Annotated in this window: 9 protein-coding genes and 2 tRNA genes; 7 read left to right on the top strand and 4 right to left on the bottom strand. The window is 63.3% G+C overall.

Annotated features, from left to right (window positions below; translation table 11 throughout):
* Positions 1-32: 32 nt before the first annotated feature.
* Positions 33-1940 carry a thiol reductant ABC exporter subunit CydC gene (gene cydC / locus H2O77_RS02485; protein WP_215823835.1) on the bottom strand — a complete coding sequence of 636 codons (1908 nt, stop codon included), beginning with the start codon at positions 1938-1940 and terminating at the stop codon, positions 33-35.
* Complete coding sequence (gene cydD / locus H2O77_RS02490; protein ID WP_215823836.1) at positions 1937-3775, bottom strand: thiol reductant ABC exporter subunit CydD; 1839 nt, start codon at positions 3773-3775, stop codon at positions 1937-1939. The genes cydC and cydD overlap by 4 nt, the downstream gene beginning before the upstream one ends.
* A gap of 257 nt (positions 3776-4032) precedes the next feature.
* Here cydD and gltX point away from each other — a divergent pair, with 257 nt between their 5' ends.
* The 3 genes from gltX to H2O77_RS02505 all read left to right on the top strand — a co-directional run bounded on the left by gltX (position 4033) and on the right by H2O77_RS02505 (position 5893).
* A complete protein-coding gene (gene gltX, locus H2O77_RS02495; RefSeq protein ID WP_043333111.1) occupies positions 4033-5508 on the top strand; it encodes a glutamate--tRNA ligase in 1476 nt (491 codons plus the stop codon).
* Between the two features lie 215 nt (positions 5509-5723).
* Positions 5724-5799: transfer RNA gene (locus H2O77_RS02500), tRNA-Ala, on the top strand.
* Between the two features lie 18 nt (positions 5800-5817).
* Positions 5818-5893: transfer RNA gene (locus H2O77_RS02505), tRNA-Glu, on the top strand.
* A 530-nt stretch (positions 5894-6423) separates the two neighbouring features.
* Here the strand turns inward: H2O77_RS02505 and H2O77_RS02510 are convergent.
* Positions 6424-7311 (bottom strand): NAD(P)-dependent oxidoreductase, encoded by an 888-nt coding sequence (locus H2O77_RS02510; protein WP_215823837.1) that lies wholly within the window; start codon positions 7309-7311, stop codon positions 6424-6426.
* A gap of 254 nt (positions 7312-7565) precedes the next feature.
* The gene (gene gltA, locus H2O77_RS02515; protein WP_043333109.1) at positions 7566-8852 is read right to left on the bottom strand and encodes a citrate synthase; all 1287 of its coding nucleotides are present in this window, start codon (positions 8850-8852) and stop codon (positions 7566-7568) included.
* 391 nt (positions 8853-9243) lie between these two features.
* Between gltA and sdhC the strand changes: the two genes are divergently transcribed.
* The 4 genes from sdhC (at position 9244) to H2O77_RS02535 (ending at position 12602) form a co-directional block, all read left to right on the top strand.
* A complete protein-coding gene (sdhC, locus tag H2O77_RS02520) occupies positions 9244-9621 on the top strand; it encodes a succinate dehydrogenase, cytochrome b556 subunit (protein WP_043333108.1) in 378 nt (125 codons plus the stop codon).
* The gene (gene sdhD, locus H2O77_RS02525; RefSeq protein WP_043333107.1) at positions 9615-9962 is read left to right on the top strand and encodes a succinate dehydrogenase, hydrophobic membrane anchor protein; all 348 of its coding nucleotides are present in this window, start codon (positions 9615-9617) and stop codon (positions 9960-9962) included. The genes sdhC and sdhD overlap by 7 nt, the downstream gene beginning before the upstream one ends.
* A 3-nt stretch (positions 9963-9965) precedes the next feature.
* Positions 9966-11738: a succinate dehydrogenase flavoprotein subunit gene (sdhA, locus tag H2O77_RS02530; protein WP_043333106.1), complete on the top strand. Its 1773-nt coding sequence runs from the start codon at positions 9966-9968 to the stop codon at positions 11736-11738.
* Between the two features lie 159 nt (positions 11739-11897).
* A complete protein-coding gene (locus H2O77_RS02535) occupies positions 11898-12602 on the top strand; it encodes a succinate dehydrogenase iron-sulfur subunit (RefSeq protein ID WP_043333105.1) in 705 nt (234 codons plus the stop codon).
* Positions 12603-12778: the final 176 nt, after the last annotated feature.

Here is a 12778-nt window from a genome sequence, read left to right on the forward strand (position 1 = left end):
TCTCCCTCTGTAGTGGCCGAATGTGACGGTCGTCAGGCAGTGCGCTCCATCAGCCTGGCAAGACGGGAATCGCGGCTCAGCGTGGTCGGGGTGGTGTCTTCCTGCAGGCGGCCCGCCTCCAGCAGCGCCAGACGCGTGAAGCGCTCCAGCCCCAGCGGCTGATGGGTGATCATGATCAGGCTGCGGCCCTCGCAGGCGGCGAGAATCGCGCTCATCACCTGCTCGGCGCTGGTGCGGTCCAGTCCTTCGCAGGGCTCATCGAGCAGCACGATCGGTGCCGGTGACAGTAGCGCACGCGCCACACCGAAGCGGCGCAGCTGGCCACCGGACAATGAACGCCCCCCTTCATCCGGGAAGCCGGCCAGTCCCTGTGGCTGGCGGGCCAGCCAGTCGCCGAGGCCAAGGCTTTCCAGCATGCGCGTCAGTGCTTCATCGCTGGCCTCGGGGGCGGCCAGGCGCAGGTTGTCGGCGTAGCTGGCACAGAACAGATGCGTGTCCTGCGGGCAGACCGCGAAGCTTGCGCGCAGCGTGGCCTCATCAAGCGAGTCCAGCGCCACGCCGCCCAGCGTGATGCGTCCGGCGCTGGGAATATGGAAGCGACTGAGCACGTCCAGCAGGGTGCTCTTGCCGCTGCCGGACGGGCCGAGCAGTGCCAGATGCTCGCCTGCGGCCAGTGTCAGGGAAAGCTCTTCAAGCACCGGCGTGTCGCTGTGGGTGACGCTCAGCTGCTCGATCTCCAATGCATGACCCACCGGCGTGGCAGCCTCGGAGGGATTGGGGAACTGGGCCGCCGGCGTATTGGCCTGCACGCTGTTGAGACGCGCGGCCGCCGACAGGCAGCGACCGAGCCCCTGCCAGGCCAGCGGCAGTGGCGCCAGTGCCTCGAAGGCGCCGAGCACCGCCAGCAGGAACAGTGCCAGCAGGCGACCATCGAGCAGCTCGCCAGAATGCATCGTCATGTCGGTGTTCGCATATGGCGCCATCTGCATGACGCCGAGTAGCGCCACCCCGGCCAGCGTCAGCCCCAGCAGACTGTGGCTCAGCCAGCTGGCCAGTGCCTGACGGCGTGCCTGGGCGCGCTCGATGCTATCCCGCTCGGCCTGTTGCTCGGCGAGGCGCTCAAGTTCCTCATTCCAGCGACCATAGATCACCAGCTCGCCCAGCCCCTGCAGGCGCTCCAGCAGGCGCGCGCGCAGGCGGCTGGCCGAGGACTGATGCCGCATGGCGTCACGGCTGCCACGCCACCAGGCCAGCCACGGCACCAGTCCGCCGGTCAGCACCAGTCCGATCACCGCCACCAGCGCCAGTGTCGGCGCGAAGATGCCGATCAGCGTGCCGGCGGCGAGGATGGCGCAGACCGCCACCAGCGAGGGAATCAATACGCGCACGTAGAGGCTGTCGAGGGCGTCGACATCCGCGCCCAGGCGGGTCATCAGCTCTCCCTGGCCGGCATGTTGCAGGGCGGCGGGGGAGAGCGGCTCGATGGCCTCGAACAGGCGCCGGCGCAGGCTCGCCAGCAGACGCAGCGTGCCTTCGTGGGTGGTGACGCGCTCGCCATAGCGCCCGGCGGTGCGCGCCAGCGCCAACCCGCGCACGCCTGCCGCCGGGGTGAAGAAGTTGAAGGCCTGGGTGGCGGCGACGCTCAAGCCGGCCACGGCGGTGGCGGAGAGGAACCAGCCCGACAGCGCCAGCAGACCGGTGGCGGCCAGCAGGGTGATCAGCGCCAGCAGCGCGCCGATGCCCAGCCAGCCGCGATGCTCGCGCATCAAGGCCAGATAGGGCGCCAACTCGCGAAGATGTGGGCGCTGTTCGGCGTGCGACTCGGCCAGTGCTGGCTCACTGGCCGTGACAGCTGCGGGCGTATCAGGCGCAGACGTACCAGACGCAGACGTGACAGCCTCGGGCGTGTCAGGCGCGGGCTTGCGGATGGCGCGGCTCATGCGTCACCTCGCGGCGTCGGGAGGGGGAGCGGTCGGTCCTGCACCAGCTGGCCATCGTCCAGGTGAATCAGGCGCTGGCATAGCGTCAGCAGCTCGGGTCGGTGGGTCAGCAGCAGCAGGGTGCGTCCCTCGCCGAGACGCTTGAGCGCGGCGATCACGCGCGCTTCGCTGTCGGCATCCAGGCTGGCGGTGGGTTCATCCAGCAGCACCAGTGGCGCGTCATGCAAAAAGGCGCGGGCCAGAGACAGGCGGCGTGCCTGGCCGCCGGACAGCGCCTGGCCGCCCTCGCCAAGGCGCGTCTCGAGTCCACGCGGCAGGTGCTGGTACCAGTCAAGCAGGTCGGCATTGTCCAGCGCCGCTTCGAGCTGTGCGTCGCTGGCGTGAGGCCTGGCCAGACGCAGGTTGTCGGCCAGCGTGCCGGACAGGACCACCGTCTCCTGACCGACCCAGGTCGCCATGCCCGGCGGCAGGCCGTGACTCAGCGGATGGCCATTGAGGTACAGCAGGCCGTCGCTGGCTTCGACGAAGCCGAGCAGCAGATTGAGCAGCGTCGACTTGCCGGAGCCGGAGGCACCGGTCAACGCGACACGTTCGCCCTGGGTGATCCGCAGGGTCAGCGGGCCGAGCGCCGGCGGAGTCAGCGTGCTGGTCTGGCGGTTCCACTGATTGGGATAGCGCACACAGACCTCTTCCAGCATCAGAGAGTGCAGCTTGCGGGTCTGAGGGCGCACCGCGGGCAGGTCGCTGATGGCGTTGTGCGTCTGTGCGCCAGCCTCGGCCTCTTGCGTGAAGGGGGCGCTGCCGACGATGGGGGCGAGATCACTGGCGGCGGCCTCGGCCTCGGCCTTGGCGTGATAGTGCACGCCCAGCTCGCGCAGCGGCTGATAGAACTCGGGCGCCAGTACCAGAATGAAGAGTGCGGTCTGCAGGGTCAGCGGTGAGTCGCCCCAGGTGCCGAATTGCAGATGGCCGAGGAAATGGAAGCCGAGGTAGACCGCCAGCAGCGCGATGGACACCGCGGTGAAGAATTCCAGCACCGTGGAGGACAGGAAGGCCAGGCGCAGCACGCGCATGGTGCGCTTGCGAAAGGCATGGCTGACCGCCTCGACCTTGGGGCCGCGTCTGGCGCTGCCGAACAGCTTCAGGGTCTTGAGGCCGGTGAGCAGGTCCATGAAATGGCGGCCCATGCGGTCCATCTCCCGGAACTGCTCCTGCGAGCGCTTGCGCGCCGCGATGCCGACCAGAATCATGAAGATCGGCACCAGCGGTGCGGTGGTGGCCAGAATCAGGCCGGCCGCCCAGTTGAGCGGAAACACCACGCACAGCAGCATCAGCGGAATCAGCCCCGCGAGGCGTGTCTGTGGGCGGAAGTCGGCGTAGTAGCCGTGCAGTGACTCGACCTGGTCCCAGACGCGGTTGGCGAGGCTGGCGCGATGCTGGCGACGCACCCACAGCGGGCCGAGTTCGGCGAAGCGCTGCAGCAGGCGCTCGCGCAGGCGACGGCGGATCTGTTGACTGGCGCGGGTGCCGGCATAGCCACGCAGGCCAGTGAGCGCGCCGCGCAGCGAGAGACTGGCGGCGAGCACCGCGATGGCCGGCCACAGTGTCGCCAGGCCTTCGCGGTCGATCGCCACGCCCTGGGCCAGACGGGCGATGGCCCAGGCCTGGGCGATCAGGACAAGTGTCGAGAGCAGGGCGCACAGGATGGCGAGCTGGGGCCAGCGGCCACCGGCACGTGCCAGTGTCTCCAGCCAGCGGCGTGGCACGAATTCTGCCGATGCAGTGGCATCGGTGGGGGAGGGTGAAACATCGGGTGCAGCGGCAGTTCGGGGCATTCATGCTCCTGCCGGTGGTGGCAGAGATAGTTGCAGGGAGGCGCTGGCGTCACGTCTCAAGGCAGAGAATGACGCATCTGGCGCAAGCTTACCGCCGAGAGAGCGTTGGTACACGGCGACGCACTGTCGCACATCTTCACCTTGCGTATAATATGCCCCAGCACTTGCTGCTGAGACAGCAGCGTGATTTCACGGCTCGGCAGTCAGTCATTGCCGAGACGCTTGTTGCCCTCTCTTCTCGAACTACTGGACTCCACATGACCGTTCGTACGCGCATCGCACCGTCGCCGACTGGTGATCCCCACGTCGGCACCGCCTACATCGCCCTGTTCAACCAGTGCTTCGCTCGTCAGCACGGTGGCGAGTTCATTCTGCGTATCGAGGATACCGATCAGACGCGTTCCACCGGCGAATCCGAGCAGATGATCCTCGACTCGCTGCGCTGGCTGGGCATCGAATGGGCCGAAGGCCCGGATGTCGGCGGTCCGCACGGCCCGTACCGTCAGAGTGAGCGTGGCGACATCTACGCCAGACACTGCCAGCAGCTGATCGATGCCGGCCATGCCTTCAAGTGCTATCGCACCAGTGAAGAGCTGGACGAGCTGCGCGAGTCGCGCAAGGCCGAAGGTCTGCACATGGCGCTCAAGCCGTCCGATCTCGCGCTGCCGGCAGAAGAAGTGGCACGTCGTGAAGCGGCGGGCGCGCCCTTCGTCATCCGCATGAACGTGCCGGAAAGCGGCACCTGTGTGGTCAAGGACATGCTGCGTGGCGAGATCGAGGTCGAGTGGGCCCAGGTCGATGCGCAGATCCTGCTCAAGTCCGACGGCATGCCGACCTACCACCTGGCCAACGTGGTGGATGATCACCTGATGGAGATCACCCACGTGCTGCGTGGCGAGGAGTGGATCAACTCGGCGCCCAAGCATCAGCTGCTGTATGAATACTTCGGCTGGCAGATGCCGGAACTGTGCCACATGCCGTTGCTGCGCAATCCGGACAAGACCAAGCTGTCCAAGCGCAAGAACCCGACGTCGATCCTCTACTACCGTCGCATGGGTTACCTGCCGGCGGCGGTGATCAACTATCTCGGTCGTCTCGGCTGGTCCATGCCGGACGAGCGCGAGAAGTTCACCCTGAGCGAGATGCAGGAGCACTTCGATATCCAGCGTGTCTCGCTGGGTGGCCCGGTGTTCGATGTCGAGAAGCTCAGCTGGCTGAACGGTCTCTACATCCGCGATCTGTCCGAGGACGAGCTGCTTAGCGAGCTGCGTCAGTGGGCCTTCAACGAGTCCTACGTCAAGCAGATCCTGCCGGAAGTGAAGCCGCGCATCGAGACGCTGTCCGAGGCGATTCCGCTGGCCGGCCACTTCTTCTCCGGTCTGCCGGCCATCACGCCGGACGACTTCGCCAAGGCGAAGCTGGAAGGCGAAGACCTGGTGCGTCAGATGCAGTTCCTGACCTGGAAGCTTGAAGCCGTGAGCCGCTGGGACAAGGAGCATCTGCTGGCGGAAGTGAAGCTGCTCTCCGAGCACTTCGGGCTCAAGATGAAGGACTTCCTGGCACCGGTATTCGTGGCGGTGACTGGCTCGGCGACTTCCACCTCGGTGATGGACGCGATGGTCATTCTGGGCTCCGACATGACGCGCGCGCGTCTGCGTCACGCCGTGGCCGTGCTGGGTGGCGTCTCCAAGAAGGCCGCCAAGCGCTTCGAGAAGGAATATCGCGACCTGTAAGAATATCGCGACCTGTAAGAATATCGCGACCTGCAAGGGTGTCTGCGATGTGCAGATGATGGCCCCCGTGACGTATGTCGTCATGGGGGCCATGTCTTGCAGCAGGGCGCTGAACAGCGCTTTCAGTGCTGATCAGCAGCACGATGAGAATTGTGTGAAAAAGAAGTTGACGACCCCGAGGGTTATCAGTAAGATACGCCTCGTTCTTGAGAGACGGGGCCTTAGCTCAGCTGGGAGAGCGCAACACTGGCAGTGTTGAGGTCAGCGGTTCGATCCCGCTAGGCTCCACCAAGTTTCTCAAGCGACTGCGTCCCATTCGTCTAGTGGTCCAGGACACCGCCCTTTCACGGCGGTAACAGGGGTTCGAACCCCCTATGGGACGCCACTCTTCAGACATCTCGAGTCACCTTTCAGGTCTCGTGAAGTCAACAAAAAAGCACACCTTGCGGGGTGTGTTTTTTTTGTCCCTGATTCTGGCTTATGCACAGCCTGTGTGTCGGCAGAAAAGCATGTTATCCCCAAGTCGCCCTTGACAGACCCCGTGTCTTGTCCACTGTTCGCGCGCTGTCACATCTCCCCCTGCATCTCTTCCCAAAGTGCGGCCCCTGCGGCTGGCGCTTACGTCGTGTTACGAAAAATTTCTTTTATATCAATGGTTTATGCGCTGGTTAAATTTTGTGCAATCTGTTGGTAAGCCCGCTGTCATGCTGGTTCGCCGCGCTTGTCTAGGGGTTATCAACGAGGTTATCCACAGATAGTGTGGAAAAACATCATGAGCGCCGCTGCTGTCTGGGATGTTGCGCTGCGGCATGAAAAAACGCCTCATTCCCGCGTCCATATGGCGTTGGAATGAGGCGTTTTCAGTGCGAGGCCGTGTGATGCGATTCAGCTCGCTCGTGTGTATTCAGACCCGCTTCATCTGGAGAGGCGCTTGAGCAGCGAGGAGGTGTCCCAGCGATTGCCGCCCATGGCCTGCACGTCGGCATAGAACTGATCGACCAGCGCGGTCACCGGCAGGCTGGCATCGATGCGGCGTGCTTCCGCCAGACAGATGTCGAGGTCCTTGCGCATCCAGTCGACGGCAAAGCCGTGATCGTACTCGTCCTTGAGCATGGTGGCGTGACGATTTTCCATCTGCCAGGAGCCGGCGGCGCCCTTGGAGATCACTTCGATCACCGCCTCGCGATCCAGTCCGGCCTGCTCGGCGAAGTGCAGGCCCTCGGAAAGCGCCTGCACCAGCCCGGCAATGCAGATCTGGTTGACCATCTTGGTGGTCTGGCCGGCACCGGTCTCGCCGATGCGCTTCACCATGCGACCGTAGTGCGTCAGCACCGGCTCGGCACGCGCGTAATCCGCCTCGCTGCCGCCACACATGATGGTCAGCACGCCATTCACGGCGCCTTGCTGGCCGCCAGACACCGGTGCGTCGACGAAGCCGATGCCGGCCTCGGCCGCGGCGGCGGCCAGCTCGCGTGCCAGGTCGGCACTGGCGGTGGTGTGATCCACCAGCAGGCTGCCGCTCGTCATGCCGGCCAGCACGCCGTCGTCGCCGTAGGTGACGCTGCGCACGTCATCATCATTGCCCACGCACATCAGCACGATATCGGCGCCCTCGGCGGCTTCTCGCGGGGTGGCGTGATGGCTGCCGCCGTACTCCTCGCTCCACTGCTCGGCGCGTGCACGTGTGCGGTTGTAGACCCGCACCTCCAGGCCAGCGCGTTTCAGGTGGCCGGCCATGGGGTAACCCATGACACCGAGTCCGATGAAGGTGGCGGTACGTGGCGTTGTGTGTGTGTCTGACATGCTGGGGGCTCCTTGCCATCAATCAGGAATGAGGTTGCGCCGCTCGCGGTGGGGCGCATGGCGTGCCGGCGCGCACAGGACGTGAATAGGCCGGTACATCAGCACGCTAGCACGTCCGGGGCGGGGATGGGGCGGCTTTATGGCTTGCTGTCAGGCAGGGGCTACGCGCATGAGAGGCAACAGGCCAAAAAAAACCGCCTCCGAAGAGGCGGTCTGTCCTGCAGGCGAATGACCCGATGTTGCCTGGTGCTGGGTTACTTGGCCGGGTAGTCGCGCTGCGGGTGGCCGGTGTAGAGCTGGCGCGGACGGCCGATACGGTGGCCGCCGGCGATCATCTCGTTCCAGTGGGAGATCCAGCCGATGGTGCGCGACATGGCGAAGATGACCGTGAACATGTTGGTCGGGATGCCGATCGCCTTGAGGATGATGCCGGAGTAGAAGTCGACATTCGGGTACAGCTTGCGCTCGATGAAGTACTCGTCCTCCAGCGCGATCTGTTCCAGACGCTTGGCGATCTTGAGCTGCGGGTCGTCCGCCATGCCCAGCTGCTCCAGCACTTCGTCGCAGGTCTCTTTCATGACCTTGGCGCGCGGATCGAAGTTGCGATAGACGCGGTGACCGAAGCCCATCAGCTTGAACGGGTCTTCCTTGTCCTTGGCCTTGTCGATGAAGCGCTGGATGTTTTCCTCGGACTCTTCACCGATCTCGTCGAGCATGGCCAGCACGGCTTCGTTGGCGCCGCCGTGTGCCGGGCCCCACAGTGCCGCGATACCGGCGCTGATGCAGGCGAACGGGTTGGCCCCGGTGGAGCCGGCCAGCCGCACGGTAGAGGTCGAGGCGTTCTGCTCGTGGTCGGCGTGCAGCATGAAGATGGTGTCCATCGCCTTGGCGAACACCGGGTTGATCTTGTACTCCTCGCACGGGTTGCCGAACATCATGTACAGGAAGTTCTCGCCGTAGGAGAGGTCATTGCGCGGGTACATGAACGGCTGGCCGATGTTGTACTTGTGGCACATGGCCGCCAGGGTCGGCATCTTGGCGATCAGGCGCACGGCGCTGACGTAGCGTTCCTTCTCGTTGGTGATGTTCAGGTTGTCGTGATAGAAGGCGGCCAGGCCACCGACCACGCCGCACAGGATCGCCATCGGGTGGGCGTCGCGACGGAAGCCCTTGAAGAAGTTGACGATCTGCTCATGCACCATGGTGTGGTTGCTGATCAGCTGGGCGAACTTGTCGTATTCCTCGTCGCTCGGCAGCTCTCCGAACAGCAGCAGGTAGCACAGCTCGATGTAGTTGGAGCTCTTGGCCAGCTGGTCGATGGGGTAGCCGCGATGCAGCAGCACGCCTTTCTGGCCATCGATGAAGGTGATGGATGATTCGCAGGCGGCAGTGGAGACGAAGCCCGGGTCGTAGGTGAACATGCCTTCGGCGGTCAGGCCGCGAACGTCGATGACGTCCTGGCCGAGCGTGCCGGAATAGACCGGGAACTCGATGCTCTTGTCGATACCGTCTACTGTCAATGTCGCTTTCTTGTCAGTCATGCCGACCTCCTCATTATTCGCGTAACTCTTTGACTTGCTTGCCATGCCGGGCTTGCATCAATCCCGCCCACTATAGAAGCCCGCGAAAGATTGTCAATTCGCCACACGGCGTAGAGACGCGCGCCATGCTGCTGTGCGTCAGTTCCCCGACGTTTACGTATCCCGTGGCGTCAGGTCGCGTCCTGTTCACTGCATTTTGTGCAATCCGTGGTTGCGGCCCTGCGACGTCATGCCATTTGTCATGCCAATGGCCAACCCCTATAATCCACCGTCGCGCGACTGGCGGGAAATTCGGCTCGGTACCGTGGATGGCCTGCGCCCGAGACCCTTCCTCAAACCACCGCCCCTGCGGGCTTGCGTCCGTGTTGGGCCAAGAGAGTGTGTAAGAGCCGTGAATAGCAAACGACCCGTAAATCTCGATCTGACGACGATAAAGTTCCCTCTCCCTGCGCTGACTTCAATCACCCACCGTATTACCGGCGTGATTCTGTTCGTGGGCCTGGTATTTGCGCTGTGGGCACTCGATGCCTCGCTGTCCTCCCCGGAAGGGTTCGAGGCAGTGCGCGACACCCTGGCGACCAACTTCCTGGCCAAGATCGTGGCCTGGGGCCTGCTGTCTGCCCTCGGTTTCCACTTCGTGGCTGGCATCAAGCACCTGCTGATGGACATGGATATTGGTGTCGAACTGGAAAGTGCTAATCGCAAGGCGCAGGTCACTGTCGTGATCAGTGCTGTTCTCGTGGTCCTGGCGGGAGTCTGGGTATGGTAAACAACATCACCAATTTCAGCCGCAGCGGTCTGTCCGACTGGGTGCTGCAGCGTGTTTCTGCCGTGATTCTGGCAGTCTATTCCGTGTTCATGGTCGGCTACCTGCTGCTCCATCCGAACCTCGATTACACCACCTGGAGTGGTCTGTTCGAGAACACGGCGATGCGCATCTTCTCTCTGATGGCATTCATCTCGATTGCCGCACACGCCTGGATCGGTCTGTGGACCGTGGCGACCGATTACATGAAGCCGACCGCACTGCGTTTCGGTTTCCAGGTCTTCGTCATCCTTGCGTTGTTCATCTTCTTGGTCTGGGGCGTTCAAGTCCTGTGGGGAGCCTGATACATGTCCACCATGCGTAGCCTGACATTCGACGCGATCATCATCGGCGGCGGCGGCGCTGGCCTGCGTGCCGGTCTCGAACTGTCCCAGTCCGGCAAGAAGACCGCCGTGCTGTCCAAGGTCTTCCCGACCCGCTCGCATACTGTCTCTGCCCAGGGCGGTATCACCTGTGCCATCGCTTCTGCTGATCCGAATGATGATTGGCGCTGGCACATGTATGACACCGTCAAGGGTGGCGATTACATCGCTGATCAGGACGCTGCGGAATATATGTGTACCGAAGGCCCGAAAGCGGTCTTCGAACTTGAGCACATGGGTCTGCCGTTCTCCCGTTTCGACAACGGCCGCATCTACCAGCGTCCGTTCGGTGGCCAGTCCAAGGACTTCGGCAAGGGCGGCCAGGCGGCTCGTACCTGCGCCGCGGCTGACCGCACCGGTCACGCCCTGCTGCACACTCTGTACCAGGCCAACCTGAAGAACGGCACCGTCTTCCTCGACGAGTGGTACGCCATCGATCTGGTCAAGAATGCCAACGGCGATATCGTCGGCGTGATTGCCCTGTGCATCGAGACCGGCGAGACCGTGGTCGTGAAGTCCAAGGCCACCGTTCTGGCCACTGGCGGTGCGGGCCGTATCTACGCCTCCACCACCAATGCCCTGATCAACACCGGCGACGGTATCGGCATGGCACTGCGTGCCGGCCTGCCGGTCCAGGACATGGAAATGTGGCAGTTCCACCCGACCGGGATTCACGGTGCGGGCGTGCTGGTCACCGAAGGTTGCCGCGGTGAAGGTGGCTACCTGGTCAACAAGGACGGCGAGCGCTTCATGGAGCGTTATGCGCCGAACGCCAAGGACCTCGCGGGCCGTGACGTCGTCGCGCGCTCCATGGTGCTGGAAATCCTCGAAGGCCGTGGCTGTGGTGAGAATGGCGACCACGTCTTCCTGAAGCTGGATCACCTGGGCGAGGAAGTGCTGAACAAGCGCCTGCCGGGTATCTCCGAGCTGTCCAAGACCTTCGCGCACGTCGACCCGACCAACGCGCCGATCCCGGTCGTGCCGACCTGCCACTACATGATGGGCGGCATCGCCACCAACGTGCACGGTCAGGCCATCGCACAGAACGAAGACGGCAGCGACCGCATCGTCAACGGCCTCTATGCCGTGGGTGAAGTGGCCTGTGTGTCGGTTCACGGTGCCAACCGTCTGGGCGGCAACTCGCTGCTGGATCTGGTCGTCTTCGGCCGCGCCGCGGGCAAGTACATCGAAAGCGCGCTCAACGAAGGTGTCGAGTACCTCGAGCCGACGCAGAGCGACATCGATGCAGCCCTGGTGCGCCTGAACCGCTGGAACGAGTCCGAAAGCGGCGAATCCGTGCCGGAACTCAAGCGCGAACTGCAGCAGATCATGCAGAACTCCTTCGGTGTCTTCCGTCAGGAAGACAAGATGGAAGAGGGCGTCAAGCAGCTGTCCGATCTGCGTGAGCGTATCGCCAAGGCGGGTCTGTCCGACAAGTCTCAGGTCTTCAATACCGCGCGTATCGAAGCTCTCGAGCTGGACAACCTGATGGAAGTGGCGGAAGCCACTGCCATTGCGGCCCTGACCCGCAAGGAAAGCCGTGGTGCTCACTCCCGTTACGACTTCCCGGATCGTGATGACGAGAACTGGCTCAAGCATTCTCTGTTCTTCCCGAACGAGAAGCGTGTCGGCAAGCGTGATGTGAACTTCGCGCCGAAGACCGTCGAGCGTTTCGAGCCGAAGATTCGTACCTACTGAGTCTGAACCCTAGGCGCGCGTCGCGACCCACTCGGGACGCCGCGCCTTGCTTCAGACCAAGTTCGCACTCGCTCGAGTTCACTCTCGCTTGAGTTCGCCGTGATCGAGGTGCGTGCAGGTCACCGCACGCACCTGACCCGTTTGCCCGGAGGGGAAACCATGCTTCAGGTATCCATATACCGCTACAACCCTGAAACCGATACTGCGCCGTACATGCAGGAGTTTCAGGTCGACACCCAGGGTCGTGACCTGATGGTGTTGAACGTGATGGAAATGCTCAAGGAACAGGACAGCTCGCTGGCCTATCGTCGCAGCTGCCGTGAAGGCGTCTGTGGTTCGGACGGCATGAACATGAACGGCAAGAACGGCCTGACCTGTGTCACCGCGCTGTCCGAAGTCGTCAAGGACAACAAGCTGGTGCTGCGTCCGCTGCCGGGCCTGCCGGTCGTGCGTGACCTGGTCGTCGACATGAGCATCTTCTACAAGCAGTACGAGCGCATCCAGCCGTACCTGCTCAACGACACGCCGGCGCCGGCCATCGAGCGTCTGCAGTCGCCGGAAGACCGTGACAAGCTCGACGGTCTCTACGAGTGCATCCTGTGTGCCTGCTGCTCGACTGCCTGCCCGTCCTTCTGGTGGAACCCGGACAAGTTCGTCGGTCCGAGCGGTCTGCTGCAGGCCTATCGCTTCCTGGCGGACTCGCGTGACACCGCCACCAAGGAGCGTTTGAGCGAGCTGGACGACCCGTTTGCCGTATTCCGTTGTCGCGGAATCATGAATTGTGTCGCGGTTTGCCCCAAGGGTCTGAACCCGACACGTGCCATCGGCAAGATTCGTGAGCTTTTGCTGGCAAACGCCACTTAAAAGCCGCGCCTTAGCTTGCTATGATGCACGTCAGCTGCGGCAGGGTGTCACACCTTGTCGCAGCGCACAGCTTGCTGAAGCCGGTGCCTTGTGCACCGGCTTTTGACGATAAAAGAAGACTCAGATGGTGAAGGCCTCCATGGTTTCGCCATACAGGGCATAATCGAGTGACGCCG

Source organism: Cobetia sp. 4B, from assembly GCF_018831605.1.
Classification (GTDB): Bacteria; Pseudomonadota; Gammaproteobacteria; order Pseudomonadales; family Halomonadaceae; genus Cobetia; species Cobetia amphilecti.